Here is a 25,315-nt window from a genome sequence, read left to right as displayed (position 1 = left end):
AGTTTAATAACTATTAATTATATATTAAATATCATTTAGACGCTGAGCAGTCCCTACAGGTATGTTCCTTGAAGGCAATTTACATTCTTTTATTCCGGAAGTCTCAAGTCTACGTCTTCAATTTTGTTTAGAATATCATCTAGTTGAAATTGTAAGTCTTCATGACTAACTGTCGTTGGACCTGAAATATTTGTAGTGGTTTGCTGATTCTTAAAAGCAGCTATTGTTAACCAATCAATTCTCTCAGCTAATTTTTGAAACATCATTATGTTTAAACCAAGGTCTATCAAAAATAGTCCAATAACTGTAATTAATAAAAGTTGAATTTTAAGTTGTGAAGTAAGTTTGATTTGTCTCATTTCTTCTTTTTTTCAATTAAGCCAGTGATCTTCTCGTTGGCAACGAGACGCTCTACCAGCTGAGCTACTCCCGCAATAATAAACTTCTCAAGAAAAACCCTTTTCTTGGATTGTCTAGTAACCAGAGTATATCAGACAGCAACGATAGTTTGCAAAAATAATAATTAAAAACACTCCTCAACTATAAAACTGTTTTTTATAACAACATGAAGTAAAATTGTATTCATGGTGTCAGTAGAAGACCTTATTGTTCGGTTAATGCCTTTTCCAAAAGAACTTAAAGAAATATGTAGGACACATCCTAATTTTGCTAAAGCATTAAAGATAAACAATCCAAAGAGATTTGTTGGACTTGGGGTTGTAATTACCTCTTATTCACCACTAGTCCCGGAAGACGAAATTATTGGATTTTTTACTTATGATTACAAATCAACTCCTGGAAGATTTAAGCAAGACTTCATTGTCAATGTTAAAAAGAAAAATAAAGAGTTCGTTCTATACACAAGATTGACAAAAGTGGGGAGTAGCCGATGGATCAAAGATATTAGTCAATTTTTTACGAAGTACTCAAAAGGAATGTACTATATTGAATCTCATCACCCAAAATTTGAAGACATTCCTGATATTATTAAACCACGAGCATTGATGGCAATAGAGTTAGCTACGAGATTAAAACAAACCGGACTTAGGCAATTATCAAAAGATGAACTTACTAAATTTGATATGGAATTACAAAAACTTAATGTCTAAAAAGTTATAGGACTACTTAACAGAGTAGGAGACAATACCCCATAATAGTGAATCCTTTTACAATAAATTGGTTACTCTGTTAACCGTGTCGTCTACTACTTATTTTACGAAATAAAATATTAATCATTTTTAGTAAAAAATATAATTTTAGTGCTAGAATTAGTTTAGGAGGCTAAATATGTTTTCAATAATTTTAGGTGGTTTGATAGGTGGAGCGCTTAGAGGAATTATAGGAATTGCCAAAAGTTTAATTATCAAACAGGAAGAACAGATAAATTACGGTTGGTTTTTTGTGAGTGTGTCGGTCGCTATGGCGATTGGAGTGATTGCGGCAACTTTCATGGGAGGAGGTTTGGAAGTAGCTTTACTGGCCGGCTACGCCGGATCCGACCTGCTTGAATCTCTTTTTAAGTTAAAGTTTCAAGAGAAGTTTGAGAAGCTGGTGAAGGCTCGTTAAGGTAAATCTTAACCATTTCTTCTGTTTTAACGAAAGACTTAAGTTGTTTACGGACAGAGTCAGGAAGAGTTTTATTATCGTAGGCTTCGGCTAATTTTATAACGTCAAAACTTAAAACATCATTTAAAATTCCTGATTCTTTAATAATTGCCTCAATTTCGCGCCGGCCTGGCTGGTCTAGTTTGGGAAAAACAGTTCTTGACTTAACCATCACTGTTAAGCTGGTTTTGCCTGATCTTAAGGTTTTACGCTGATGACTTCGGGAAAATTCCACTAACTTCTCTCTTATTGCTTTTAAATTTGCTTCCAATCCTTGTTTAACCTGATCCAACTTTAAGTATTCGTCCACCAGTTGCTTTTGTTCATCTGTGTCCGTCATAATTTAAGTATAAAGCATTTATGAAGTTAAAAGTAAAGCTTTCGTGGTTGGGATATTTAATTTTAATCCCCTCGTTACTGTTAAACGGTTGGCAATTCTGGCAAAGCAAAAGTCAGCAAACCACTTACCTCGTTAAGGAAGTAATCGACGGAGATACTTTTGTAACTGATAACAAAATAAAAGTCAGGTTAGCAAATCTCGATGCACCAGCTCTGGAGTTTTGCGGAGGAAAAGAGGCTAAGCAACTCCTTGAAGAATTGATCTTAAATAAAAGAGTTAAACTTGAAACTTTTAACCTAGATGTTTTTAAGCGTTTATTGGCTTATGTCTACGTTGACCAGAAATTCGTCAACCAGTTGCTGCTTGAATCAGGCTGGGTTGAGTACGAAAGAGGTGGTAAAAATTACATTAAGGAACGCTTAAGACAGATTTATCTATCAGCCATGGAGCAGGAAAAAGGGATTTTCCGTTCGCCCTGTACTCAAAAAGAAAATCCAAATGACAGAAAATGCGTTATAAAAGGCAACATTGGTAGAGATGATAAGAGTAAGCTTTACCACTTTCCCTCCTGCCGGGATTACGACCAAGTTCTTGTAGAAATGTTCCGGGGCGAACAGTGGTTTTGCAACGAGAAAGAAGCCCAAGCTGCGGGTTATATAAAGGCAAAGACCTGTTATAACGAAAATCAACAATAAAATCTCTGGAGAAAATCAGGCAGTGGGTACGAGTTTCAGCCTACGGGAAGAATTTTTAGGGAAAGCGCAGAAAGATTTTAGCCAAAATAAATTTGGGGCGGCATATATTCAGGCTTTAGCGTCCCGGATTTTGAGCGCTGAAGCGGCGGGGCTGGTGAAGTAAAGAATCTTTGTGCTATACTCGGATTGTAAAATTAATTTTCCTGCCTGGCAGGATTTTTTATGGCCGATACGGAAGCACCAATATTATCCCCCTACGAATGTTTGGTTCCTGTTGACAAGACAGAGCGTAAAGTCATCCAGAAAACGATTACGTATCTTAATGAATATGGCACAAAAATCCTGGTAGCCAAAGGTCATAATCAGGGCCGGATTAAAGTTTCCTTTTTTGAAGATCCATTCTCTTTTAAAGCCGATGCGGTGATGACTATTTTAACCATTCTCGGACGCCAATCGAGGCGAAGACCGGCGCGTTTCTCTTGTTTGATGTCTGGTGTGGCCGCTCTACGAGACGGGGTGAATATCGGCATTATTCCTGAAGGGATAACACTGAGGCCGACAAAGCAGGAGAATCGACCAATTGAGCAATTACAAAACAGGGAACCTGAGCTAGTCGTTACCAGACTGCTTCATTGTCTGGAAAATGATCTGCCGATTATAGATGTGGAATTTAAAAAAACCAAATGGCAAACTTTACATCATGAAGTACTAGAACGGTCTTTAGGAAATTGTTACCTCGAAAAGTAAAAAATTGACAAGATGTGTTAAGATTAAGAAAAATTAATTTCTGCCCGAAGTAGATTTTATGGGTGAACTTGTTTCAGGCTTGCACGGCCATGAACGCTTTGTTAATGTTGATTGGTTTCAACCAGAGCAACTACAGGGAGTAATTAATGATTTAACCGCTTTCGGCGAAGGGATTTTATGGGAACGAAATTTAACTGAAGGCCGCGTCAAAGTTGTATTTCCCGGACATGACGCGTTGGCTAGTATTTTAATTGCTGATCCTCTTGATTATCCCACTCCGCCCCGCACGCCTTTAAGGTTTAGAAAATCTAATTCTCTAGTCGGGGCGGCACGGCAACTTGGAGTGGATTTTGGTGTTAGTGATAAAGGAATAATTGTCAGATCAACCAAAGGGTCCGAAGAATTAGATATGGGAGGGGAGTTTCAATGTGCTCTCGACTTAAGCGAATGCCTGTTTCATTATCCAGCGATAGTGATGGTTGAAGCTAAAAGGGACGAATATTTACGCGACGGCAGAACAAAACCACATTGGGAACCGCTATTACCGAATGGCAAAAAAGTATTGACAGAGTCTTTGCTGTCCGGTGCCGCTGGCCTGCTGAAGTAACTATTAAGATCTTGTATAATATCTTTCAATGAATCCCTCTGAGAGTCTGGAACTGGTAGACAGTCAGGCATATGCCAGTCCCGCCTATCAACGGCCTGATTCCAAACTTTGGTTATTTTGTATCAAGTTGTCCGAACACCTTTTCCCTAAAAAAGGCGAGCTGATCGTGGGAATTAATAGCATTATGAGAAATCTTGACGATATTGCCGACGGCGACCGGGAACCGCCAAAGGGTTTTACTGCCATCAGTTATCTCCAGAAAAAAAGAGAATTCTGTCAAAATCCCGACAATCCTGAAGATGATGTCGATCGGTATATCCGGCATTGCTCCGACTGCGCTCAGGGATTGGGTTTTGACATCCAGGAAGAGTTAGATGATTTTTTTACCTATTTTATGTTTGATGCCACCAGATTAAACACCGGGCAGGTTTTCTCTAAGGTTGATCTCGACCAAGCTTATAATGCCTGTAGCCGGGGCACGATCAATGGACTGATTAAAGTTTTCGGACTGGCGCCGGATAAATTTGACGTCTTGGCAAAAATGGGAAAAGCCGTCAGGATTTATTACACTCTGCGTGATTTTGAGATCGATATGGCAAAAGGTTTCGTGAATATTCCTCTTGAAGAAATGGAACAATATCAGATTGATCAAAAAGATCTTTCTGACAGACATTCACCAGGCATCAGGCAGTGGTTTCAGGCTCAAGCAACTCTAGGGATGGATTGGCTGAAACAGCATCACGAAGAAGTGAAAAAAGGGAATGTCCCGTTTCTCGTACAAATGATTGTTCCGTTGATGTATGAAAGGTCAGCCCGACCATATTTTGAAGCAGTATTAGCAGATAAGAAATAAGCGGATTATTGAAAGTAAAAAATTCTTAGGTGTGCTATACTCGCCTCGAAAAATTAATTTCTGCCCGGAAACAGAATTTATGGTTGAAACTATTTCGAAAAGACATGGCTTAGAATATTCAGTTAAGGTGGATTGGTTGATGCCACAAGAATTACAGGGAGTGATAGATAATCTGACTGCTTTCGGCCGGGACGCTCTTTTTGGCCGGGGCCGAACGGATGAAGGCCGAGTCAAAGTGACATTTATTGATAGTGACGCCACGATGACTATTTTAATTTCCGGCAAGCCAATAACTCTACGTACGCCTCTGCGGCTGAGAAAATATCATTCTTCTGTAAAAGCCTTAGAGCAGGTAGGGGTAGAATTTGGTGTTTTTCATAATGACTTTATTATTGTCAGATCGACCCATGGATCAGGAGAATTAGATATGGGTGATGAGCGTCAAAGTGTTGCCGTGCTAAACGATTATCTGCGCCACTACTCGGCAATAGCGACTGTTGAAGCTAAAGGGCCAACGACACTAATAAACGGCAGAAAATCAACTCAATGGGAAGCGCTATTACCGGAAGGCAGAAGGGTATTGATAGAACCATTAATTTGACGGAGATTGTATAATACAGGCAATGAGAGAAGCATTACAAGAATTTGTCATGGCCAAGCGAGCAGTAGAATTTTTTGATATTCAGGATATCGGCGGTGGATATCGGGCAAAAATTACTCTAGCGGCACGAGGGATTAAGGAGGTTAATGCTCGGATAAGTTATTGTGAAAAAGCTTGGGATGAAGAAAAGCAAATATATTTAGGTTATTTTCTCCCAGAAGACGGTTTACCCAGGAAAGCCAGAATTACCAATATCGAGGACGCAAGTACTTTTGATAAAGAGACAGGTAAACGACGGCCAATGATGACCTTGACGGTAATTCTACCTCAAAAGGACTACTTGAGTTTGGCGGCGGCAGTGGTTTAAACTAGAAATAATGACCACAAAGATTTTTTTGGACAGCGGGGACCCGAAAGAAACAAAAACAACTTTGGAATTTTTAGGGGCTTTAGATGGCCAGACGACTAACCCGTCTTTAATTGCTAAGAATCCGGAAGCCCTAGGCAAAAAATTTACCACCAAAGAAGTGTATGATTTTTATAAAAAGGTGGTGACGGAAATTTCCCAATTAATCCCCCAAGGCTCGGTGTCGGTGGAAGTGTATGCGGATAAAAGCACAACGGTTGAACAAATGATCAAACAGGCGCAGGAAATGAACAGCTGGATTCCCAACGCCCATATTAAATTGCCGATTATCGAGAAGGGCTTAAAGGCGGCGGAAATTTTGGTCAAGCAAGACATCCGAGTGAATATGACCTTGTGTTTTAGCCAGCAGCAGGCGGCGGCAGTGTACGCGGCGACCAAAGGCGCGAAAAAAGGCGACGTGTTTGTGTCGCCGTTTATCGGACGGCTGGATGATAAAGGCATTAACGGGATGGATTTAATTAAAAATTGCGTCGAGATGTTTAAATTAAGCGATGGGCATGTGGAAGTGCTAGCGGCCAGCATCCGGAATTTATACCACCATCAGGCCTGTCTGGACTGCCAGACGGATATTATTACCTCTCCCCTAGTGATTTTGAGGCAGTGGCAGGAAAAGCTACCAACGCCAAAAGCAGCGGCTAATTTATCGGCAATAAAATACGAAAGTTTTGATTTAAATAAACCCTGGACAGAGTTTAATATCCAGCACGAATTGACGGACGTAGGCATGGAGAAGTTCTGCACGGACTGGCAAGGGATTATCAAGTAAGCTTCTCACTCTTTCAACCAGCTATATTCGTCTTTTCGACTGATCCGTAATTCTTGAGCGGCTTCTTCGGATAACAAAGCCAGTTTCTCTTTAAGTGACAAAACTGCTTCTCTGGTATTAACTCGACTTTTAGTCAGACTGATCATGGAAAGCAATTTATCGGAAATTACCATCCCTTCCAATAGAGAAAAAACAGTCATTAATTCGGTTTCTCTATCACTTAATTCTACTATTTGACCACCTAGCTTCAGCACTCCTGATTTTAGGTTCAGATTTAGTTCCCCGTGGGGAATATTCAAAATGGTTAAATCCTCGCCTTTATCCGCCAAAATTGTTTCCATTAAGTTTTCTATAATTTTAGGAACATTGTGTTTGGTTAGGATTGTGCTTTCACTAACTTTGTCTGCTTTTTCAGCCATGCCGGAGTCTTGAGTCTGTCTTCTCAATCTTTGTAGACGGTGTTTTTTCGGCCAGCTTTGGGGAAAAAATATAGTTTGTTCCGTTCCTGCCTTATTATCTGTTTCAGCGACAATTAGTAGAGGGTTAAGCAGTAATTCCGGTGCAGTCAAAATTTTTGTCATTGTAGGTTGATCCATAGCCTCTTTGGCTTGGGCATAACTCCAAGCTAAAAAGTCCAAATCATCTGCCAAAATGTTTCTAGATATGGCTAAATCTGCCAAGGTTCTTTGAGTTTCCCAATCGCCATGCAGATGAGTCACGATTGCTTCCAGTCTGGCCTTAGTTAAAACACCTTTACCGCCTTTACCGCCACCTCCGGTTCTGACTCTTTGGACTAAGTCCGGGGCGGCCAACTCCACTGTCCGCATCTCAAACATTAAAGTAGATAAAGGCCGATCCCATTGTATAGATTTCTTATTTGCCCAAGTTTTTAACTCGATCACTTCCGGCTGACTCAAATTTAACTTAAGGTGTGTGCCGCTGCTGTCAAATTGAGCTAAATTAAATACCTGGGATAAAGTAATTTTTTCTTGCTCAACCAGTTCGTGAATACGGGCATTTTCCCATTGTGTGCTAAAAAATGACCGCTTCATCCATTCGGCCATGCGGGCAAACTTAATGCTTTTGACCGAGCTGGCCGCCAACACCCGTAAATCAAACAATTCTTCATCGCCGCAGCCATAAAGCGTAATTGTGTTCATTATTTGCAGCTCATTGGTTAGTTGCTCAATAATACTGACTCCTTCCCGGCGGTGAAAACCGTCAATAATGTCATAGACTGCCAGGCTATTGGCTAATCGGGCTCTGACAGTTATAGGAGAAATTTGTTTTCTTGGCCCCATCATTGACTCGGCTAAATTTTGGGCGTGTTGGAAATCAATTAAAGCATTTTCCTGAACAATTAAGTCAACCGGAATTCTTTCCTGCCGCTCAGTTACTATTCCCATTTTCAATAGATCAACGGAAGAATATAAAGAATAGTCAACCGCCTCTGGTGCTACTAAAACCATATTTTGGGGCAGGCGATTAAATTATGGGGTATTATATCAGATTATTTATCTCTGTGGCTCGCGCCTGGAATCATCTAACTACTAAACCGTAATAACCAGGCTCATAAGGAAAAAAAGGATTTGTCTGTCTCAGATTAACGGTTGTTGCTTTATGGTGATTAATTGATGGTGGTCTAACTGGGGAATAATCATTTACGGTGGCATAAATAGCGCCACCCGGATTAATTCTAGAAACCAGTAAATCAAGATCTTTATCTGTTAGGGTGGTTGGATGACCGCCAATAAAGACGATAACGTCATATCTGTTTCTTTCATGTGTAGTTAGATAACCCTGATAAGTAATATCAGGCAAGATTTCAACTGGCAAGTTGGGATAAATCTGTTGAAATTTCTTTAAATAGTCAGTCTGGAATCTTGTTAGTGAAAGGCTAGTAATCATGGTAATGTTGGTAATTTTTTCATGTTGTGGTTCTAGTAAAGCTAATTCTTGTAAAAAGGTTCCAGGACCAATAATAAAAACTTCACCAAAAAACTTCATTTTTAAAGGGTCAACATGTTCTTGAAATTGATTCACTAGGGCAGCTTTTGTAATTGAAGCAGAAAAATCGATGGCTTCATTAACAACCATGATTATATTATAACTCAAGCTAGCAACTATAAGCCTTAAATCTTGGTGGAAAGGACGATTTCAAGTTTTTCTTTGGCGGCAAATTCCTTAAACCTTTAGTTCCGAATTCATTTGTACCTTAATTTCACCTTGATATACAAACGGGCCAAATAATTTTTTCGGTTCCGGTTTTGCCATGTGCGCGTCATTGTTTGCCGAGTAGTGAGAGTCTAATGTCCCGCCTCGGTACTAGGAACCAGATGATTAAAAGCTAGTGGACTCTGAAGGACTCGAACCTTCGACCTCTTCAATGTGAATGAAGCGCGCTACCAGCTGCGCTAAGAGTCCAGTTGACACTATTATAACAAAAGGCATAGCATATAAGATATGGAAAATGATTCGATTTTAAGACGTCTGTGGCTGTGGTTTTTGGATTTTATCGAGACAATCGTGATTGCCCTGGCGATTTTTGTGGTGATGTACCGGTTTTTATTCCAGCCCCACCAAGTGAAGGGCAGTTCCATGTATGACAATTTTCACGACGGGGAATATCTGTTAACGGACAAGATAAGCTACCGCTTTACCCCGCCCCAGCGTGATGACGTGATTGTGTTTAAAGCGCCGCAAAACGAAGATTATGACTATATTAAAAGAATCATCGGTCTGCCGGGAGACAGGGTAAAAATCAAGCAAGGTCGTGTCTATGTCAACGAGCAAATTTTAGATGAGTCCGGTTATTTAGACAAAAGCATTATGACTCAGCCCGGCTATTTTACCCAAGAAGGACAAACGCTAACCGTGCCGGAAGGAAACTATTTTGTGATGGGTGACAACCGAAGTAATTCTTCTGATTCCCGCGACTGGGGTTTCGTGCCAACCGCAAATATTGTCGGCAAAGCCTGGGTAAGATATTGGCCGATTAACAACTTTGGAGTAATTAAAAAGTACCCGAAGTTTTAACTTTTAGTAATCGCTTTAAAAATCTTTTGCAGCAAACTTTCTGTATCGGCAAGACTGCCTTTTAAAACCAGGGACAGACGGGTTTCCCGCTGGGTGCGGATTAATTTAACTTTGGCGTTGGAGCCCAGTTTTTGCGTTAACTCTTCCGCCATTTTGTCGAGAGCCTCGCTGACAATATGGGCCGGCCTGGAGGACGGGGCGGTCACTTTTTGACCGGTTTTGTCTTTCATCCGGCGGGATAAATCTTCAGCGCGGCGGACCGAACCGGATTCTTTTAAAATAATTTTATAGGCATCAATCATGGCCTGTTTGTTATCAATCGAAGCCAGGGCACGGGCATGACCTTCGGTAATCAGGCCGGAAATCAAACCGTCTTTCAAGGCGTCAGGCAAACTTAATAATCTTAAAGTGTTAGAAATATAAGCCGGACTCTTGCCGATGCGTTTGGCAATTTCGGCATTGCTTAAATCAAATTCCTCCATCAAGCGTTCAAAGGCTTTGGCCCGGTCAATGGCGTTAAGATCAGTCCGCTGGACATTTTCCACCAAGGCCATTTCCAGCATGCCCTGGGGCGAAGTCTCTTTAACAATCGCCGGAAGATGGGTCAAACCGGCTAATTTGGCGGCCCGCCAACGGCGTTCGCCGGCAATGATCTGGTAACCGGCAGGCGTGTGGGCGACAATTAACGGCTCGAGAATACCGTGTTCGCGGATAGAGTCAACCAAGTCCATCAAAGAATCCGGGGTGATCATTCCCCGGGGCTGTAAAGGATTAGCCTGAAGTTCAACAATGTCCAGCTCGATAATGTCCTGTTTTACCATATTATTTGGTTAAAACGCTCACTAATTGACGACCTTGATGCTTCAAAAATTTAACCACGCCGTCTTTTAAGGCAAATAAAGTAAAATCGCGGCCCATACCGACGTTTTTACCGGGATGAACCTTGGTGCCTTTCTGTCTGACCAGAATCATACCGGTGGTAACTTGTTGGCCGCCAAATCTTTTCACGCCTAATCTTTTTCCGGGACGGGCATGGTGTTGGCGGGTAGCGCCGGCGGCTTTTTTCTTACTCATAAAACCATTATAGCGTTATTTTCACAATTTTCACAGTGGTGATTTCCTGGCGGTGGCCGCGGACGCGGCGATAGCGGGATTTAGCTTTAAACTTGACGACGCGGATTTTTTTGTCTTTTTTCTGATTGACAATCTCGGCAGAAACAGAAGCGCCTTTGACTAACGGCTGGCCTAAACTGACTTTCTGATCATTAACCACCAATAAAACTTCTTTAAAACTAATTTTCTCTTTGGGTTTACCGGCTAGTTTGGCAATAGTTAGGGTTTCCCCTTCAATAACTTTGAGTTGCTGGCCACCAGTTTTAATAACGGCGTATTTCATAAGAGGGTATTATAGAATCAGTTGGTCATGAAGGCAACCCCAACTGCCCCCTGAGCCGAGTGAATACTAACTCCAGTTCCGGTAATGTCTTTAATAAGAATTTTCCCGGAATAAATTTCTTGAAGAAATCCGGCTAAATCTCCAGCCATATTGGGAACGCCGGTATGAATGATCGCTAACCCGGCAATTCCGGGCTTTTCACAGGCCGACGCCACCTCATCGGTTAGCCTTTGAGGAATATTGGATAATCCTCGAACAAACCCCATTCTCTTTAATTCCCCGCTTTCACCGGACATGCCTAAAAGGATATGAGCATCTGCCCACTTGGCAATTTTGTCTAATCCTTTTGGCGCCCGGCCGAGCCTAACCAAATTATCGATTTTTTCTAAACCGACTATTAATCCTGTTTTAGGGATAGCCAGAATAACCGCTTCCTGGATTTCGGCAAGCGAGGCTCCGGCTTTAGCCAACTTTGCGGCTAGTTCAACTAACAAAAACTGAGTCAAAGAAACCCGTTTCGAATCGATCAAGCCGATGGTTAACCCCGGCTTTTTTTCCATCACCTCCCCAGCGGCAACTGAGGCTGAACCATAAACAGCGGAGAGTACGGAACTGATATGGATTGAAAGAATTTGTTGAGTTGAATCTGCCAAACGAGGATAAAGTTCTAAAGCAGGACCTAAAACCGAACCGTCAGTCTCAGGTAACTGTTTGGTTGATTTTGCCATTAAAGCCAGAAATTCCTCCGGAGTTAATTCACCGTCGGCTTTAACTACAGTTTGACCATCAATAAAAAATTTAGTATGTATCGGTAAAAGATGGATCCCTAGCTCGGTGATTTCCGGATCAGTGGCGTTATACCCGCAGCCAGTATCTGAAACAATTTCTACGCTCATAAATTTTGAGGCAGGAAATTAGTTATCAAATTGTATGATATAATAAAAAACTATATTTTACAAATTGCCTATCGGAAAGAGAAAAATACGCCCCGTACAGAAGAAGCGACGGTAGAAGTAAATAGAGATTTTAATCCTTTAGCCATGACACAATATGAATTTATGTGGCAATATAATGACATTAAAGGTCAATATTGGCTTGCCTTTCCTAATCAAGTATCGGCTGTTAAATATCAATTTAATTTATCAGAGGCAGCAGCCACAAAAGTAGTGCAAAACCGATCAGATAATACTAAATATTTTAATCAATTATTCCAAGAACTAGGCATTCGTGTTACGTTACTGCCTACATCCGGCCAAAATTGGTCAGACTCAGAATACTTAAGTGAAGTGTGGGCAACTGTTTATGAGGTTGAAGCAGAAAAATTACAACCGTTATTTGAAAGAAGAGTAGCAAATTTTAAATTACTTGACGGGCAAAATCCTAATTGGAATGGGTTTAGAGATGGATTACTGGCTTATTACGAAGGCTTAAAAGCAGTAATTACCGCACAACCAGAAGTGGCTATTTAATTTCCAAGGGCTTTTTTAAGGAGATGAGACTTGTTTATTCTGACTAAGCCTGGAATTGAGATGAATATAATTTTTGAAAGGCAACACTTAACGGTTGACCACTCAAGGCTAGTAAATGCTGTTCAGTAAAAAATACTGCTTGCTGTAATTTAAGAATAGCTTCAGCGTCAATACCCGATCGTTGAGCAACTGCCTTTCTTTTTTCTTCTGTAGAGCCTTTCTTAAACAATGGGGCAGTGACAGTAGTAATAACTGGTAATAATGATTCAGGAGTAATAGTAAGATCACCTAAATGATGTTTGCTAGCTAACTCGTTTAATTTTCCCACTGTTAATTTTTTTTGCAAATTGAGATCAAAACAGACCACAAATAGCTCATTGAGAAACGGTCCAATTCTTGCCCTTGAAGTTTCTACTTGTTCTTCTGTTAATGCTTCTTGACCATTTTTCCCTGACATGATGTATTTATATCTACAACTGCCGTTTTTGTCAAGAAGGGAAATTTAATTAATTAAAGTGGTTATTTTTACTTAATTTCTAAAGATTTTTGGGGCGGGCTGCTCTTGGAAATGTTGTAAACCAGGCCGAAACAAATCGAGATGGCTAAAATCGAGCTGCCGCCGGAGGAAACTAAAGGGAGGGTAATGCCGGTAATCGGCAGTAAGCCTAAATTCATCCCCACATTTACGGTAAATTGAAAAAAAATCAGACTAAAAACACCGGCACTAATTAACCGGCCAAATTCATCTGAAGCTTTAAGTGTCACGGCCAGCAGCCATTTTAACAGAAAAAAATAAGCGAGAATTAAAGTCAGGGAACCGGCAAACCCCAGCTCTTCGCTTAAGGAAGCAAAAATGAAATCAGTCTGGCGTTCGGGCAAGAATTTCAATTGTGATTGCGGTCCGTGACCTAATCCCCGACCGAAAAATCCGCCGGAGCCGACAGAAATAACTGATTGGATTAAGTGGTAGCCGGAAACTTTAGGGTCGGCGTAAGGATTAAGAAAACTGGCGATACGCTGCTGCTGATAAGCTTTTAGTCCACGCCAAGCCAGCGGGCTAACTAATAAAACGGCTAAAGAAAAGATTGTCAATGTTTTGAAAGATATTTTTGAGGCAAGTAAAATACCCAACCAAACAGCCACAATTACCAAAGCACTGCCTAAGTCCGGCTGTTTAAAAATTAACACTGCGGGAATTATCAATACTAAACTATAAGTTAAGATTCGAGGACGGTTGGCCATAAAAGCGCTAAAAATAATGATTAAAAACGGCTTAATAATTTCTGACGGTTGCAAAGTTAACGGGCCAATTTGAATCCAGCGGATCGCCCCGCGGGTTAAGGTACCGAATAAGAAAGGCAGTAATAAAAAAATGACGACAAAAACAGAATAAATTTTAACCACATAACGATGAAGAGAATAGGGCAGCCGGCTAAAAACAAAAAAAGCCAATAAGCCGACAGCAATAAATAACAGCTGATCTAAACCCAAGGCCAGAGAAATAGAGATCAGGCTTAAAAAACTAAAAATTAAAATAATTAAAACAGGAATTAGGAACGGCATAACCGGATTACTTTAAGCGCTTTAGCCAAAATTAATTTCTTAACTAAAGTTTTTTTCTTAATCTCGGCTTCAAAAGCCTTGGGCCAGTCCGGTAACTCTAAATTAATTTCCTCGTCGAGACTGGTGCCGGCTTGTTTCCTGGCAGATTGAATGGCCCGAATTAAATCGCGGGTCTTCCCTTCTGCTTCTAACTGAGGTGTTAGTTTAGTATCCAAAATAACTTTCCCGTCACCTTTTCCTTTAAAAATTAACTTTTTAATATTAGTTTCTTCCAAAATTAAGTTTCTTAATTCTGAGGAACCAAAAACCGGAGAATTGACTGTGGCCTTGGCTAAAGGCTGGCGGACTTTAAGATTTAAAGCTTTCCTCTGGCTATGGATTAATTCGACTAATTGCCGGGCTTTAAGCATGTCTTTTTCCAAACTTTGATTAATTAAAGCAGGGTCAGCTTTCGGCCAATCAGATAAATGAACTGACTGTTGATGCGTTAGCTGACGGAAAAGATACTCAGACAAAAACGGTATAAAGGGGGCTAATAGCTGAGATAAGATTACCAGGCTGTGATACATTACCGGCAGAGATTGCGGCCGATTACGGGAACGGCGGATATACCAAGTAGAAAAATCGCTGATGAACTTTTCCAGAGTTTCGGTGGCTAGAGCAGTGTAATACTTATCTAATGATCCGGTTACGACTTTAATGGTTTGATTTAAACGGCTGATAATCCAGCGGTCTAAGATATTATTAGTACGGACCGCGGAGTACGGAGTGCGGAGTGGCGGCTGCCAGTTTTGGACATTGGCCTGAGTAGTAAAAAAGCGGTAAGAGTTCCATAAAATCAGGAAAAACTGCCGCCTAATCTCTTCGGCCTTCCTAAAGCCAAACGGCAATACTGCCGTAGGTAATGTTTGGCAATACATCCAACGCATAATATCCACCCCGATTTTCTGGGCACCGTCGTTGAACTCGATCGCATTTCCCCAGCTTTTATGCATCGGCCGACCGTCTTCACCGACCACTGATTCGTAGCCTAAAACGGTTTTATAGGGATTAGTTTTTTTCAAAACCGTAGACATAACTAACATGGCATAAAACCAGTTTTTAAACTGGCCAGGAAAGGCTTCGGTGATAAAATCCGCCGGAAACCAGGCTTCAGGCAGAGTAGAGAAAGGGACAATGCCGGCATCCAGCCAAGGATTGCCGACCGGTTCGACCCGGGAAACAATCGTGCCGCAGTGCGAGCATTTAGTCTTGACGTAATCCACCCAGGGTTTGTGGGGCGTATGGCCGCTAAACTGGTCCCAGCCGGAAACTGCTTGTTTTTTTAGCTCTTCTTTGCTGCCGATAACTTCGAAATGACCACATTCAGGGCATTCATAAATCGGCAAGGCTAATCCCCAATAGCGGTTCTTTTTAGAAATCAACCAGTCGTGCATATTCTGCAGCCAATCTAACTCCCGCTCCAAACCAAATGAGGGAATCCAATTAACTTTTTTAGCCACAGCCATTAATTCCTGGCGTAAGGTTCTTTTTTTCTTGTCAGTCGGATCGGGACGGTCCATCGCGATGTACCATTCGTCGGTAACTTTCCAAACCAACTCAGACTTACAGCGCCAACAGGCCGGGTAACGGTGTTTATATGGTTCTATCTTGAAAACACAGTCATGGCCGGAAGCATCAAGTTTGGTTAAATAATCCAAGATAATTTCCGGGTGTTTTTTAGCATTTAAGCCGGCTAGCCAGCCTAATTCCGGTAAATAATCAGCGTTGTCGCTAATCACCGGAATCAGCGGTAAGCCATATTTTTGGCCCAATTTAAAATCTTCCGCGCCGGCGCTGACGGCCGTATGAATTAAACCCGTGCCTTCAGTTGTGGTCACCGGTAAGATTAGGGTATCGGTGGCAATCACCCGGTGAAATTTAGCCGGATACTTCTTAGCGACAGCCGCCACGGCCGCTAAATCATCAAATGGGGCAGAATATTGCAGGCCAACTAATTCTTTCCCTTTTATGGTTTTAATAATCTTTGGATCAGGGCCAAAAATTGCCTGCACCCGGTCTTTCACCACCCAAAACTGATTACCACTGTCCCCTTCCACCAAACTGTAATCAAGTTTTTTATCCACAGCCACGCTAATATTAGCCGGAATGGTCCAAGGGGTAGTTGTCCAAACCAATAAATACTCCTTGGTCCGGTTAACCAACGGTAATTCTAAGTAAATTGCCTGGTGAACGATTTCTTTATAGTCCTCGGTTAACATTTCGTGCTGGGAAATCGCCGTTTCACAGCGGGGACACCAGGGGACTGAGTCGTGGCCTTTATAGAGCCAATTACGCTCGTGGCAGACTTTCAAAAAGTGCCAGATGGCATAATTATTGGCATCGGACATAGTGAAATAAGAATTAGCCCAGTCGCACCACATGCCTAAGCGCTGGCTTTGTTTGGTTTGGATAGCCGAATATTTTAAAACTCTAGCTTTGCACTGGTTGACAAATTTTTCTACGCCATATTTGGCAATATCTCTTTTGCTTCTAAAGCCCAACTCTTTTTCGACTTCGACTTCGACCCAAAGACCCTGGCAGTCAAAGCCGTTCTGGTAACGGCCGGCATAGCCTTTCATGGTGAAATACCGTTGCCACAAATCTTTATAGGTCCGGCCGCGGGCATGATGGACCCCCATGGGGTTATTGGCCGTGATCGGACCGTCTAAGAAAGAAAATTTCTTTTTCGATTTAGCATTTTTGGCTAAATATTGTTTGACAATCCCCTGTTGGTCCCAGTTTTTTAAAAGTTTCTCTTCCAAATCAACAAAATTCGGCACGGCCGGCTCGTCTTTAAAAAAGGGTTTTTGACTCATAGGCATATGATAACAAAAAAATCGCCTGATGGCGATTTAAGATTGAATTTTTGTCAAATTTTGATTAGGTTCAAGTCCGCTCAGCCACCCTTCGTCACTTCGTTCCTCAGGGCGGAGCCCACTATTTTTTCCTCAAGAGAATTTAGTACCCAAAAGTGCCGGCTCGAACCTATTACTCAACTGGACAAGAATTATTTAGTTTGATAATATATGATTATGAAAAAACTTCTTTGTCAGTCTCTTCTATTAGCGATAATTTTAAACTTTTTCTTAGTAACTTCGGTAATCGCTGGAGGTGGTCGGATGGTTTTAATGCATAACAGCACTAATACTTATAGTGTGAAAGAAGATATAATTTCTGCTCAAGTATTTTTAGCTGGAAGCAATAACAGATCCCCTTCTAGCGGAGAAAGGGTAGAGTTTAGGATTAAAAATCCGCAAGCAGGAGACAATTGCGTTACGGCTGCACAAACAACTGATAATTTGGGTACAATTTATGCTACTTGTTATGCTAATTCCCAAAGAGAAATGGAGGTTTATCTTTATTCTTTAGACAAGCAGGATGAATCTTCAATATATTTGCTTCATTTTTTAAATCCACCAAAACCTTCTTTAATCCCTACGCCTAGTCCTTCTTTTGTTATTGTTCCTCGGCCTTCTTTAAGTCCAAGTCCTTCTCTGCAGCCGAGTTTTAATCTAGTTGTTCAAAGTCCAGAAACAAAGACAATTAAAAATGAAGCAACAATACCTCAATTATCACCATTAAAAAAAGTTTCCTACTTTTTCACTAATATTTGGGGAAGATTAGTTGGTTTTTTTAATTTTATAAAAAAGTAAGATTGCTTGGTTTTATGCAAGATAGGTTCTAACCACCCTTCACTAAAGTTTCGGAGTGGCAGGGCGTCCCTTCGGGGGTACTCAGGGCAGGCCCACCAAAGGCGGGCAGGCGTTCGCTAGAACATTCTGAACAATGTGTTAAAATTAATTTATGACGTTTCAAAAAAATCCCAAACAGAAAAGCAGTTATCCGGGGATGCTGGAAAGTTTTGAGAAACAAAGATTTAAAGGCATTATTCCGCCAAAACAAAAATTTAAATCTAATTTTAATGTCCGTTCCAGTTTTGTTCCCGCCGCCCGGAAAGTGCCGAATTAAAAGATTATCTCCCTTGGCGCAAAAATGCCGGAATGTCGAATTCGTCGGAAGGCTCATCTTTTTTCACTTCGGTTAATTCCGGTTTTTCTTCAGCCGACGATTTAATTGATGATTTCGTTTTGTCTTCACGGCTGGACAGATTTCTGAGCTTTTGGCGGGTTTCGTCAAAACCAGTGGCGATCACGGTAATTTTTACCTGGTCAACTAAAGTTTGATCAATGGTGGCACCGAAAATAATCTCGGCGTCGGCATCGGTCGTCCGGGAAATAATGTCGGCAGCCTGATTAACTTCGCTCATAGTTAAATCAGCCCCGCCGACAATGTTAAACAACATCCCCTTAGCCCCTTCGATGGAAGTTTCCAAAAGCGGTGAAGCAATGGCTAAACGCGCGGCTGTCTGGGCCCGATTCTCCCCCACCCCCGAACCCATCCCCATCAAAGCTGTACCGGAATCTTTCATCACTTTTTTAACATCGGCAAAATCGACATTGATAATCCCCGGCGTGGTAATTAAATCGGAAATCCCCTGGACTCCCTGAGAAAGAATACTGTCGGCCATTTTAAAGGCTTCTATTAAAGTTAAGTTTTTATCAATCACGTCCATTAAGCGCTGATTCGGCACAACAATCAAAGCATCAACTTTCCCTTTTAATTCTTCGATGCCTTCTTCGGCAGTCACCATCCTTTTCGTGCCTTCAAATAAAAACGGTTTGGTAACCACGGCTACGGTCAAAGCTCCAACCTCTTTAGCAATCTCGGCAATAAGGGGACTGGCGCCGGTGCCGGTGCCGCCGCCCATTCCGGCAGTGAGAAAGACCATGTCTGCCACAAATAAAAATTCCCTGATTCTGTCTTTCGTCTCTTCAGCGGCTTCTTGGCCGATTTTAGGATCGGCACCCGAACCCAAACCACCGGTTAATTTTTCCCCGATCTGAATTTTAGTTTCCGCTTGGCAGGATAAAAGCGCCTGAGCGTCAGTATTAATCGCCACGAATTCCACCCCTTTAATTTGGCCGGATTTAACCATGTTGGAAAGAGCATTGCCACCACCGCCACCAATACCTAAAACTTTAATTTTGGCAAAGGTATTCAAATCAGGTTTAACTAAAGCCATAGTTCAATTAATTGAATCCGGGCAGAAGATCTCTTAATCTAAGATAACTTATTTTTTTAATTAAGGCAAGAAGGATTTAATTAGCTTAATGCCTTTAGAAAATAAGCCTTTGACAGGAATTTTTTGAAAAATTTGACCGAATTTTTTAATCGGTGAGTTAGCTTTAACACCCTTGGAATTCTTAACTCCATATTGAATTAATCCCCAGGCGGTGGCAAAACTGGGTGATTTAATTTCATCGACTAATCCGCTTAATCCTTTCGGGTAACCAATTCTTACCGGCAAGGAAAGAGACCGCTTGCAAGAATTAATCAAGCCAACCGTGAGCGCGCCGCCGCCGGTTACAACCACGCCGGCCGGGGTAACACCGCCAAAACCGGATTTTTTCAACTGTTCACCAACTAAGCCAAGAATTTCATTTAAGCGCGGCCGGATAATACCTTCAATTAAGGTTTTTTTTGATAATTTACCGACGTCCTCATTTAAGTTTAATTTTTTAAAGTCGAGTTCATCGTCTTCGCCGCCATCTTTTTCCAATTTAGAAAGAGCGATTTTAATTTTCTCGGCAGTTTCCAAGCTGACTCGCAAACCAATCGCCAAATCATTAGTAATATTTTTCGCACCTACCGGTAAAACTGAAGAGAAAGACAGAGCCCCTTCGACAAAAACAGAAATGGCGGTACTGCCGCCGCCGATATCCACCAAAACTACACCCAACTCTTTTTCTGTAGGCGTGATAACCGCTTCAGCGCTGGCTAACCCGGAAAAAACTAAACTATCAACTTCCACGCCAATTTCCGAAACACACTTGCTGATATTACGCATGGCAGTGGAACTGCCGGTGACGATGTGAGCTTCTGCTTCCAGGCGAACCCCGCTCATCCCCACCGGATCTTTCACCCCTTCCTGAGCATCAACTTTAAAGTCACGGGGAATGACATGTAGAATTTCTCTGGATGTCGGCAAAGAAACCGCCCGGGCGGCTTCAATTACCCGACTGACGTCATTAGGACTAATTTCTCCTTCCGGTTCAGCCACGGCCACAACGCCCTTGCTGTTTAACGATTCGATGTGAATCCCGGAAATTGAAACAATGCTGGAAGAAATCGTATAACCAGCCATACGTTCGGCTGACTCAACGCTTTGAGTGATTGATTCAATGGCTTCGTCAATGTCCACAATCTGGCTTTTCCTCAACCCCTTGGAGGCGGTGTTGGCAACGCCGATCACATTAATTTTATCTAACTCAGGGCTAAGGGTAGCAATAATTGTGGTAATTTTAGTCGTCCCGATATCAATCGCAGAGATAATTTGGTTTTTCATGAATTAATAAGTTAATACTGGTTTATCAAACCTTAAATCAATTTTTGTTGGTAATCTGTCTCCTATTTTAAGGCCAGTTAAAATGTATTGTAAAGAGCCAATGCTGGAATCAACTCCGGTGGTCGGATCAACGACAGCATAAGGACCCAAATTAGTTTTAATAATAATCGTCTTATTGTTAAGCCAAGCCAGTAAATTATAACTAACGTAATGGTTATTAAGAACCAACAAGGTTTTAACAATTTGGTCGGAATTAAACTGCCCCGAAACCGCCACCACAGGCAATGATTCTAGGTTAATATTATTAGCTTCATAAACCTGCCCTTGCTGATCGATCAGTTGGAATTTACCAGACATTTCTCCTGAGAGAGTGGCTGATTGGGTGCTGTCTAATCCAATAAAGTCTAAATTATTAAAAAATGCCAGCTGGGCGAGAGGTTGACGGCGACTGATTTTAATTAATAATTCATTAGGGATTTTCTTGGTTACCTGAATGTCAGTTAAAGTCTGGTCGAGCTGACTAAGTTCCCTGATTACCTGGAGACGATTCAGCTTAAAAATATTTTTTCCGCTTAAACCGACTAAAACCGGCTCTAAAGTTAAAGGACAAGGATAATTATCAAGTTGACAATCAATTTTTTTAAGATTAAAAATTCGTAAATTGCTTAAAGCTAAAATCAGGACAGATAAAACTAATAAGACGACAAGTTTCACGGCAAGAAAGGGCGAATAACTTGATAGAGATTATCGGCAGCATTAGCAACTAAAGAAAAGTCTAATTTTCTGGTTGAAGCTTGGGGAAGACAACGTAAGGCCTTGGTGATGGTTTTTTGTAATTTGGCTCCGGTGAGTTGTTTTTGGGACAAGATAATCGCTAAACCTAAAGATTTTAAAAAACGGGCGTTAGTCAACTGTTCATTCTTCTGCGCTGTCAACAAAGGAATGAGAATCGCCGGTTTGCTTAAATACGCCAGTTCGGTCACGGTATTGATGCCGCTGCGGCTGATTACTAACGAAGCTTGTCGTAAAATTGAGGCTAGCTCCGGAGCGGAAAACCAACGTTTAAGAATATATTGAGGGTGTTGAAATTGCCGCTCCCGTTCCCATGAAGCGGAAGACTGGATAAGGCCAAACTGATGGTAGACTTTATATTTTAATAATAATTTCGGTAAGATTTCCGCCACTGTTTGATTAATAAACTTTGACCCCTGGTGTCCAGCGGTGATAAAAATTACAGGGCGCAGGACAGAGGGCGTAGGGCAATAGAGATTCAAGATTTCCTGGCGGAGCGGGTTGCCGGTTAAAACGGTTTTCTTTTTGGGAAAATACCTTTGGCTTTCCAGCCAGGAAATCGCGATTTTATCGGCGATTAAAGCGGTAATTCGGGAAGTTAATCCGGCAGCAAAAGTCTGTTCATGAATAATTAAAGGCAGCCCTAATAATTTGGCGGCCACACAAACAGGAAGGGCCGAAAATCCGCCAAAACTGACAACTACCTTTGGTTTAAGTTTAACCAGATAATACCAGGACTTAAAAATACTTACCGGCAATTTAAATAAAGACAAACTTGAAAGAAACAGTTGGTGCCGATTAAATTTGGCAGATTTTGAAGAAAAATAATTTACTGGCCAACTATGTTCCTTTAATTTCTCGCCGACAGCCTGCGCTGGGGTCAAATGGCTGCCGCTTAAAACAACGGACGGGTGATTCATCTTTTTTTAGCACCGACGTGATAACGGGAAATATTTAATAAAAGTCCGATTCCTGTCAACGTAATTATTAAAGACGATCCGCCGTAAGAAATAAAGGGCAGGGGTACACCGGTCAAGGGCAAAAGGGAAAGCATGGCAGCAAGATTAATCACCACCTGGATCGCTAACCAGCTGGCGATACCGGCGGCTAACAGCCGTGAGAAATTATCACTACTGTCTCTGGCAATTTTAAAAGAGTGAAAAATAATCACAAATAGAAGAATAATCACAACAGCAGCGCCGATAAATCCCAGCTCTTCGGCAATGACGGCAAAAATTGAGTCAGTGGTTACCTGGGGTAAAAACTGATATTTTTGGCGCGACTGGCCCAAACCTAAACCAAATAAACCACCGGAGCCAATCGCAATTAAGGCTTGGCGGATGTGATAAGAACTGCCTAAAGGATCATGCGCCGGATTTAAAAAAGTTAACAGTCTTTCCTTGCGGTAGCTGGAACTGAAAATTAAACCAATCCCGCTTAACCCACCGCCAATTCCTAAAATAAATAGCTTAAATAAATTGGCGCCGGAAATATAATAAACCGAGATACTGCTAAAAACGACTACAATCGCTGTACCAAGATCCGGCTGCAGCATAATCAAACCTAAAACTAAAGCTAAAATTAACAAATAATGCCAGAAAGAGCGTTCTTTCATTAGCCAAGCGGCTAGATAAATACTTAAGCTAAGTTTGGTTATCTCGGTTGGTTGAGGGGAAAAAGGGCCAAGGTTAAGCCAGCGCCTCGCCCCGAGAGCCTGACTGCCGATTCCGGGAATTAAAACAGCAATCAGTAAAACTAGGTTAATAATGAGCAAGACAGGAGCAGATTTTTTAACCAGCTCCAACGGAATATACGTCATCACTAACATAAAAAATAAACCGATCACTAACCACAAAGACTGAAGTTTAAGGAAATGGTATTTGTCGCTGAAAAGCTGCCAAGCCTCCATCACCGAGGCGTTGTAAACCATAATCAAACCGAACAGGGAAATACCGATAACTAAAACTAAAAGAGTTAAGTCCGGCCTTTTAGCTTTAATGAAGCTTTTTAACATAGGTTTTAAATTGATTACCCCGGTCCTTATAGTTTTTAAACATGTCAAAACTGGCACAAGCCGGAGACAAAACAACCACATCTCCCGGTGAGGTTAAATCTTTAGCCTGAGAAACAATTTGCTGCATGGTTTGCCCGCCGGAAATAATCCGGCCTTTAAATCCAGCCAAATTTTGGCCGATCTTCGAACCCATTTTCCCAATTAAAATAAGGGCTTTAAGGTTGGAACGATTAACAATTGTTTGCTGTAGCTGCGAATAATCGGATTTTTTATCAGAGCCGCCCAGAATAATTATTATCGCTTCGGTAAATGAATTAAGAGCGGCAATGGCCGTTTCCGGAGTGGTCGAAAAAGAATCATTATAAAATTTAACCTGCTTAAACTCTCTGACTAATTCCAAACGATGTTCTAGGCCTTTAAAACTATAAACGGTCTTTAAAATTATTTCCTTCTCCGCTCCGGCAAGGCGTGCCGCAGTCATGGCCGCCGCAATATTCTCTAAGTTATGCTCGCCCCGAAGCTTAACCCGGGTAGGGTCTAAGCTTAAATTGTGGCGGGAAAAGAAACTAACTTTCCCTTTAGTTAAAACCGCCATTGACCTGGTTGTCGGATAGTCGCCATTAATCACGGCATAATCGTCAGGGTGCTGATATCTTAAAATATTGGTTTTTGCCTGGCGATATTCGGCAACATTTTTATGGATATTTAAATGTTCGCTGGTGATGTTTAAAACCACAGCAATATGGGGGCTTTGAGTTAAATCCTGAAGCTGAAAACTGGATAATTCCAAACAGACCAAATCGCTTGATTTAAGTTTATTTAACAATGACAACATCGGTTTGCCGATATTCCCAGCCAGATAAATATTCTGACCGGACTTTTTTAAAATTTGGGTAATTAAAGCGGCAGTGGTTCCCTTTCCCTTAGTGCCGGTAACACCAATGATCGGACAAGGGCAAAGAGAAAAAAACAATTTGGTGGCGCTGGAAATAATTACGCCGGATTTTTCGGCGGCTAAAAGCATCGGACTAAAACGATAAAAACCCGGGGAACGGAAAACAATGTCAAAAGCGGCTAAATCGACAACTTTAACTTTGTCAAAAACCTTAATCCGGCAGTTTTGGGTATTAGCCTTAAGCCAGTGAAGTAGATCCTGACCTTCTTCGCCTAAGCCTAAGATAGCAACGCTTTGATTTACAAACTGCATGATGTAAATATTATACGACTTTTGAGTAATTTTGAGGCGATCAGAGACACTGAACGACGGTTAGCAGTGGTGTAAAAAACACGACTAGCCTTAGCGTTGACCGCTAATAAGTTTTTCTTGGTTAAAACAGCCTGCGTCTGCCGGGCAATTGCCTGACTGGGTTCAATAATGACCACATTAGGGGGCAATAAAGATTTAATTAAGTTTTTAATTAATAGATAATGAGTACAGCCTAAAACAATAGCCGAATAAGGAGATTTAATTAAAGATAAATATTTTTTTACTACCGGAGTCAGTCGGCGCGGATCGGCGCCATATTTTTCGATCGCCGGGGCCAAATCGCGACAGGCAATCGCTTGAATCGAGGCTGATAGGTGAAGCTTAGCAATGGTTGCCTGGGTGGCCAAAACAACAATATTTTCCTTAAAATTAGCCCTAATTGCCGGTTTAATCGCCGGCTCAGTGCCAATAAACGGCAAAGGGTAAATTGAGCGCAAAAAAGAAATTGAGCTGGCAGTAATGGTATTGCAGGCAATCACCACTAATTTACAGTTTTTGGTTAAACAAAAATTAATTAAAGGAATGAGACGGTGATTAATGGTTAACTCATCTTTTTCGCCATAGGGAAAAAAGAGATGATCAGCTAAATATAAAGTGGATTCGTGCGGTAAAAGCGGCCAAATTGCCTGGGCAATACTTAAGCCCCCTAAGCCTGAGTCAATAATGGCAATTGGTCGATTATCCCCCAT

At 41.4% G+C, this 25,315-nt stretch carries 32 protein-coding genes and 1 tRNA gene; 14 read left to right on the top strand and 19 right to left on the bottom strand.

Features of this window, described 5'->3' with window-relative positions; all coding sequences use genetic code 11:
- Window positions 1–89 precede the first annotated feature (89 nt).
- Window positions 90–359, bottom strand: coding sequence for a hypothetical protein (locus NTZ93_05145; protein ID MCX6817224.1), 270 nt, complete (start codon window positions 357–359; stop codon window positions 90–92).
- A gap of 225 nt (window positions 360–584) precedes the next feature.
- Here NTZ93_05145 and NTZ93_05140 point away from each other — a divergent pair, with 225 nt between their 5' ends.
- Entirely contained in the window at window positions 585–1,109 is a 525-nt protein-coding gene (locus tag NTZ93_05140) for a hypothetical protein (protein MCX6817223.1), read from the top strand.
- 178 nt (window positions 1,110–1,287) lie between these two features.
- The gene (locus NTZ93_05135) at window positions 1,288–1,566 is read left to right on the top strand and encodes a hypothetical protein (GenBank protein ID MCX6817222.1); all 279 of its coding nucleotides are present in this window, start codon (window positions 1,288–1,290) and stop codon (window positions 1,564–1,566) included.
- Here the strand turns inward: NTZ93_05135 and NTZ93_05130 are convergent.
- The gene (locus NTZ93_05130) at window positions 1,517–1,945 is read right to left on the bottom strand and encodes a hypothetical protein (GenBank protein ID MCX6817221.1); all 429 of its coding nucleotides are present in this window, start codon (window positions 1,943–1,945) and stop codon (window positions 1,517–1,519) included. The two genes, NTZ93_05135 and NTZ93_05130, sit on opposite strands and share 50 nt — an antisense overlap.
- A 20-nt stretch (window positions 1,946–1,965) precedes the next feature.
- Here NTZ93_05130 and NTZ93_05125 point away from each other — a divergent pair, with 20 nt between their 5' ends.
- The 8 genes from NTZ93_05125 to NTZ93_05090 all read left to right on the top strand — a co-directional run bounded on the left by NTZ93_05125 (window position 1,966) and on the right by NTZ93_05090 (window position 6,641).
- Entirely contained in the window at window positions 1,966–2,640 is a 675-nt protein-coding gene (locus tag NTZ93_05125; protein ID MCX6817220.1) for a thermonuclease family protein, read from the top strand.
- Window positions 2,641–2,662: 22 nt separating this feature from the next.
- Complete coding sequence (locus NTZ93_05120; protein MCX6817219.1) at window positions 2,663–2,803, top strand: hypothetical protein; 141 nt, start codon at window positions 2,663–2,665, stop codon at window positions 2,801–2,803.
- 59 nt (window positions 2,804–2,862) lie between these two features.
- On the top strand, window positions 2,863–3,387 hold the full coding sequence (locus NTZ93_05115; protein ID MCX6817218.1) for a hypothetical protein: 525 nt from the start codon (window positions 2,863–2,865) through the stop codon (window positions 3,385–3,387).
- Window positions 3,388–3,445: 58 nt separating this feature from the next.
- The gene (locus tag NTZ93_05110) at window positions 3,446–3,994 is read left to right on the top strand and encodes a hypothetical protein (protein MCX6817217.1); all 549 of its coding nucleotides are present in this window, start codon (window positions 3,446–3,448) and stop codon (window positions 3,992–3,994) included.
- A 28-nt stretch (window positions 3,995–4,022) separates the two neighbouring features.
- The gene (locus tag NTZ93_05105; GenBank protein MCX6817216.1) at window positions 4,023–4,847 is read left to right on the top strand and encodes a squalene/phytoene synthase family protein; all 825 of its coding nucleotides are present in this window, start codon (window positions 4,023–4,025) and stop codon (window positions 4,845–4,847) included.
- A gap of 79 nt (window positions 4,848–4,926) precedes the next feature.
- Window positions 4,927–5,448: a hypothetical protein gene (locus tag NTZ93_05100; GenBank protein MCX6817215.1), complete on the top strand. Its 522-nt coding sequence runs from the start codon at window positions 4,927–4,929 to the stop codon at window positions 5,446–5,448.
- A 22-nt stretch (window positions 5,449–5,470) separates the two neighbouring features.
- Window positions 5,471–5,815 (top strand): hypothetical protein, encoded by a 345-nt coding sequence (locus NTZ93_05095; protein ID MCX6817214.1) that lies wholly within the window; start codon window positions 5,471–5,473, stop codon window positions 5,813–5,815.
- Between the two features lie 10 nt (window positions 5,816–5,825).
- Window positions 5,826–6,641 (top strand): transaldolase, encoded by an 816-nt coding sequence (locus NTZ93_05090; protein ID MCX6817213.1) that lies wholly within the window; start codon window positions 5,826–5,828, stop codon window positions 6,639–6,641.
- Between the two features lie 5 nt (window positions 6,642–6,646).
- On the opposite strand, the gene NTZ93_05085 is transcribed toward NTZ93_05090, so the two are convergent.
- The 3 genes from NTZ93_05085 to NTZ93_05075 all read right to left on the bottom strand — a co-directional run bounded on the left by NTZ93_05085 (window position 6,647) and on the right by NTZ93_05075 (window position 9,065).
- A complete protein-coding gene (locus tag NTZ93_05085) occupies window positions 6,647–8,110 on the bottom strand; it encodes a hypothetical protein (protein MCX6817212.1) in 1,464 nt (487 codons plus the stop codon).
- Window positions 8,111–8,180: 70 nt separating this feature from the next.
- Window positions 8,181–8,738, bottom strand: coding sequence for a hypothetical protein (locus NTZ93_05080; GenBank protein ID MCX6817211.1), 558 nt, complete (start codon window positions 8,736–8,738; stop codon window positions 8,181–8,183).
- A 254-nt stretch (window positions 8,739–8,992) separates the two neighbouring features.
- Window positions 8,993–9,065: transfer RNA gene (locus NTZ93_05075), tRNA-Val, on the bottom strand.
- Between the two features lie 39 nt (window positions 9,066–9,104).
- Here NTZ93_05075 and lepB point away from each other — a divergent pair.
- Entirely contained in the window at window positions 9,105–9,677 is a 573-nt protein-coding gene (gene lepB / locus NTZ93_05070; protein ID MCX6817210.1) for a signal peptidase I, read from the top strand.
- On the opposite strand, the gene NTZ93_05065 is transcribed toward lepB, so the two are convergent.
- Genes NTZ93_05065 through NTZ93_05050 form a run of 4 tightly spaced genes read right to left on the bottom strand, consistent with a single transcriptional unit; the run spans window position 9,674 to window position 11,969 of the window.
- The gene (locus tag NTZ93_05065) at window positions 9,674–10,498 is read right to left on the bottom strand and encodes a ParB/RepB/Spo0J family partition protein (GenBank protein ID MCX6817209.1); all 825 of its coding nucleotides are present in this window, start codon (window positions 10,496–10,498) and stop codon (window positions 9,674–9,676) included. The two genes, lepB and NTZ93_05065, sit on opposite strands and share 4 nt — an antisense overlap.
- A gap of 1 nt (window position 10,499) precedes the next feature.
- Window positions 10,500–10,751 carry a 50S ribosomal protein L27 gene (gene rpmA, locus NTZ93_05060; protein ID MCX6817208.1) on the bottom strand — a complete coding sequence of 84 codons (252 nt, stop codon included), beginning with the start codon at window positions 10,749–10,751 and terminating at the stop codon, window positions 10,500–10,502.
- A gap of 7 nt (window positions 10,752–10,758) precedes the next feature.
- Complete coding sequence (rplU, locus tag NTZ93_05055) at window positions 10,759–11,073, bottom strand: 50S ribosomal protein L21 (protein ID MCX6817207.1); 315 nt, start codon at window positions 11,071–11,073, stop codon at window positions 10,759–10,761.
- Window positions 11,074–11,090: 17 nt separating this feature from the next.
- Window positions 11,091–11,969, bottom strand: a complete 879-nt coding sequence (locus tag NTZ93_05050; protein MCX6817206.1) for a DegV family EDD domain-containing protein — start codon at window positions 11,967–11,969, stop codon at window positions 11,091–11,093.
- Window positions 11,970–11,999: 30 nt separating this feature from the next.
- On the opposite strand from NTZ93_05050, the gene NTZ93_05045 reads away from it, so the two are divergent.
- Window positions 12,000–12,542 (top strand): hypothetical protein, encoded by a 543-nt coding sequence (locus NTZ93_05045; GenBank protein ID MCX6817205.1) that lies wholly within the window; start codon window positions 12,000–12,002, stop codon window positions 12,540–12,542.
- A gap of 43 nt (window positions 12,543–12,585) precedes the next feature.
- On the opposite strand, the gene NTZ93_05040 is transcribed toward NTZ93_05045, so the two are convergent.
- From NTZ93_05040 to NTZ93_05030, 3 genes are all read right to left on the bottom strand, one after another.
- Complete coding sequence (locus NTZ93_05040; protein MCX6817204.1) at window positions 12,586–12,999, bottom strand: hypothetical protein; 414 nt, start codon at window positions 12,997–12,999, stop codon at window positions 12,586–12,588.
- Window positions 13,000–13,067: 68 nt separating this feature from the next.
- Window positions 13,068–14,105: an FtsW/RodA/SpoVE family cell cycle protein gene (locus NTZ93_05035; protein ID MCX6817203.1), complete on the bottom strand. Its 1,038-nt coding sequence runs from the start codon at window positions 14,103–14,105 to the stop codon at window positions 13,068–13,070.
- Window positions 14,093–16,963, bottom strand: coding sequence for a class I tRNA ligase family protein (locus NTZ93_05030; GenBank protein MCX6817202.1), 2,871 nt, complete (start codon window positions 16,961–16,963; stop codon window positions 14,093–14,095). Before NTZ93_05030 ends, NTZ93_05035 begins: the two co-directional genes overlap by 13 nt.
- 216 nt (window positions 16,964–17,179) lie before the next feature.
- Between NTZ93_05030 and NTZ93_05025 the strand changes: the two genes are divergently transcribed.
- Window positions 17,180–17,800, top strand: a complete 621-nt coding sequence (locus NTZ93_05025; GenBank protein ID MCX6817201.1) for a hypothetical protein — start codon at window positions 17,180–17,182, stop codon at window positions 17,798–17,800.
- Window positions 17,801–17,951: 151 nt separating this feature from the next.
- On the top strand, window positions 17,952–18,116 hold the full coding sequence (locus NTZ93_05020; protein ID MCX6817200.1) for a hypothetical protein: 165 nt from the start codon (window positions 17,952–17,954) through the stop codon (window positions 18,114–18,116).
- Between the two features lie 4 nt (window positions 18,117–18,120).
- Here the strand turns inward: NTZ93_05020 and ftsZ are convergent, their stop codons facing one another.
- The 7 genes from ftsZ to murI are packed head-to-tail and all read right to left on the bottom strand — an operon-like array spanning window position 18,121 to window position 25,315.
- Window positions 18,121–19,230, bottom strand: coding sequence for a cell division protein FtsZ (gene ftsZ, locus NTZ93_05015; GenBank protein ID MCX6817199.1), 1,110 nt, complete (start codon window positions 19,228–19,230; stop codon window positions 18,121–18,123).
- A gap of 60 nt (window positions 19,231–19,290) precedes the next feature.
- Complete coding sequence (gene ftsA, locus NTZ93_05010; protein MCX6817198.1) at window positions 19,291–20,553, bottom strand: cell division protein FtsA; 1,263 nt, start codon at window positions 20,551–20,553, stop codon at window positions 19,291–19,293.
- A 3-nt stretch (window positions 20,554–20,556) separates the two neighbouring features.
- Complete coding sequence (locus NTZ93_05005) at window positions 20,557–21,267, bottom strand: hypothetical protein (protein MCX6817197.1); 711 nt, start codon at window positions 21,265–21,267, stop codon at window positions 20,557–20,559.
- Complete coding sequence (locus NTZ93_05000) at window positions 21,264–22,265, bottom strand: UDP-N-acetylglucosamine--N-acetylmuramyl-(pentapeptide) pyrophosphoryl-undecaprenol N-acetylglucosamine transferase (GenBank protein ID MCX6817196.1); 1,002 nt, start codon at window positions 22,263–22,265, stop codon at window positions 21,264–21,266. The genes NTZ93_05005 and NTZ93_05000 overlap by 4 nt, the downstream gene beginning before the upstream one ends.
- On the bottom strand, window positions 22,262–23,359 hold the full coding sequence (gene ftsW, locus NTZ93_04995) for a putative lipid II flippase FtsW (GenBank protein MCX6817195.1): 1,098 nt from the start codon (window positions 23,357–23,359) through the stop codon (window positions 22,262–22,264). Before ftsW ends, NTZ93_05000 begins: the two co-directional genes overlap by 4 nt.
- Window positions 23,340–24,566 carry a UDP-N-acetylmuramoyl-L-alanine--D-glutamate ligase gene (gene murD, locus NTZ93_04990; protein ID MCX6817194.1) on the bottom strand — a complete coding sequence of 409 codons (1,227 nt, stop codon included), beginning with the start codon at window positions 24,564–24,566 and terminating at the stop codon, window positions 23,340–23,342. Before murD ends, ftsW begins: the two co-directional genes overlap by 20 nt.
- Window positions 24,554–25,315 carry a glutamate racemase gene (gene murI / locus NTZ93_04985; GenBank protein ID MCX6817193.1) on the bottom strand — a complete coding sequence of 254 codons (762 nt, stop codon included), beginning with the start codon at window positions 25,313–25,315 and terminating at the stop codon, window positions 24,554–24,556. Before murI ends, murD begins: the two co-directional genes overlap by 13 nt.

Source organism: Candidatus Beckwithbacteria bacterium (assembly GCA_026397255.1).
Lineage (GTDB): Bacteria > Patescibacteriota > Microgenomatia > UBA1400 > CG1-02-47-37 > JAPLVF01.
The sequence above is the reverse complement of the archived record's forward strand: the minus strand, read 5'-3'. Positions and strand labels throughout refer to the sequence as shown.

Bases quoted from the DNA above. Each gene is read 5' to 3' on its own strand.
- NTZ93_05135 (MCX6817222.1), top strand. From the start codon at position 1,288: ATGTTTTCAATAATTTTAGGTGGTTTGATAGGTGGAGCGCTTAGAGGA.
- NTZ93_05100 (MCX6817215.1), top strand. From the start codon at position 4,927: ATGGTTGAAACTATTTCGAAAAGACATGGCTTAGAATATTCAGTTAAG.
- rpmA (MCX6817208.1), bottom strand. From the start codon at position 10,751: ATGAGTAAGAAAAAAGCCGCCGGCGCTACCCGCCAACACCATGCCCGT.
- NTZ93_05115 (MCX6817218.1), top strand. From the start codon at position 2,863: ATGGCCGATACGGAAGCACCAATATTATCCCCCTACGAATGTTTGGTT.
- NTZ93_05125 (MCX6817220.1), top strand. From the start codon at position 1,966: ATGAAGTTAAAAGTAAAGCTTTCGTGGTTGGGATATTTAATTTTAATC.
- NTZ93_05025 (MCX6817201.1), top strand. From the start codon at position 17,180: ATGAAAAAACTTCTTTGTCAGTCTCTTCTATTAGCGATAATTTTAAAC.
- NTZ93_05035 (MCX6817203.1), bottom strand. From the start codon at position 14,105: ATGCCGTTCCTAATTCCTGTTTTAATTATTTTAATTTTTAGTTTTTTA.
- NTZ93_05040 (MCX6817204.1), bottom strand. From the start codon at position 12,999: ATGTCAGGGAAAAATGGTCAAGAAGCATTAACAGAAGAACAAGTAGAA.
- ftsA (MCX6817198.1), bottom strand. From the start codon at position 20,553: ATGAAAAACCAAATTATCTCTGCGATTGATATCGGGACGACTAAAATT.
- NTZ93_05085 (MCX6817212.1), bottom strand. From the start codon at position 8,110: ATGGTTTTAGTAGCACCAGAGGCGGTTGACTATTCTTTATATTCTTCC.
- ftsW (MCX6817195.1), bottom strand. From the start codon at position 23,359: ATGTTAAAAAGCTTCATTAAAGCTAAAAGGCCGGACTTAACTCTTTTA.
- lepB (MCX6817210.1), top strand. From the start codon at position 9,105: ATGGAAAATGATTCGATTTTAAGACGTCTGTGGCTGTGGTTTTTGGAT.
- murD (MCX6817194.1), bottom strand. From the start codon at position 24,566: ATGCAGTTTGTAAATCAAAGCGTTGCTATCTTAGGCTTAGGCGAAGAA.
- rplU (MCX6817207.1), bottom strand. From the start codon at position 11,073: ATGAAATACGCCGTTATTAAAACTGGTGGCCAGCAACTCAAAGTTATT.
- NTZ93_05030 (MCX6817202.1), bottom strand. From the start codon at position 16,963: ATGAGTCAAAAACCCTTTTTTAAAGACGAGCCGGCCGTGCCGAATTTT.
- NTZ93_05105 (MCX6817216.1), top strand. From the start codon at position 4,023: ATGAATCCCTCTGAGAGTCTGGAACTGGTAGACAGTCAGGCATATGCC.
- NTZ93_05130 (MCX6817221.1), bottom strand. From the start codon at position 1,945: ATGACGGACACAGATGAACAAAAGCAACTGGTGGACGAATACTTAAAG.
- NTZ93_05000 (MCX6817196.1), bottom strand. From the start codon at position 22,265: ATGAATCACCCGTCCGTTGTTTTAAGCGGCAGCCATTTGACCCCAGCG.
- murI (MCX6817193.1), bottom strand. From the start codon at position 25,315: ATGGGGGATAATCGACCAATTGCCATTATTGACTCAGGCTTAGGGGGC.
- ftsZ (MCX6817199.1), bottom strand. From the start codon at position 19,230: ATGGCTTTAGTTAAACCTGATTTGAATACCTTTGCCAAAATTAAAGTT.
- NTZ93_05065 (MCX6817209.1), bottom strand. From the start codon at position 10,498: ATGGTAAAACAGGACATTATCGAGCTGGACATTGTTGAACTTCAGGCT.
- NTZ93_05080 (MCX6817211.1), bottom strand. From the start codon at position 8,738: ATGGTTGTTAATGAAGCCATCGATTTTTCTGCTTCAATTACAAAAGCT.
- NTZ93_05140 (MCX6817223.1), top strand. From the start codon at position 585: ATGGTGTCAGTAGAAGACCTTATTGTTCGGTTAATGCCTTTTCCAAAA.
- NTZ93_05020 (MCX6817200.1), top strand. From the start codon at position 17,952: ATGACGTTTCAAAAAAATCCCAAACAGAAAAGCAGTTATCCGGGGATG.
- NTZ93_05090 (MCX6817213.1), top strand. From the start codon at position 5,826: ATGACCACAAAGATTTTTTTGGACAGCGGGGACCCGAAAGAAACAAAA.
- NTZ93_05110 (MCX6817217.1), top strand. From the start codon at position 3,446: ATGGGTGAACTTGTTTCAGGCTTGCACGGCCATGAACGCTTTGTTAAT.
- NTZ93_05145 (MCX6817224.1), bottom strand. From the start codon at position 359: ATGAGACAAATCAAACTTACTTCACAACTTAAAATTCAACTTTTATTA.
- NTZ93_05050 (MCX6817206.1), bottom strand. From the start codon at position 11,969: ATGAGCGTAGAAATTGTTTCAGATACTGGCTGCGGGTATAACGCCACT.
- NTZ93_05095 (MCX6817214.1), top strand. From the start codon at position 5,471: ATGAGAGAAGCATTACAAGAATTTGTCATGGCCAAGCGAGCAGTAGAA.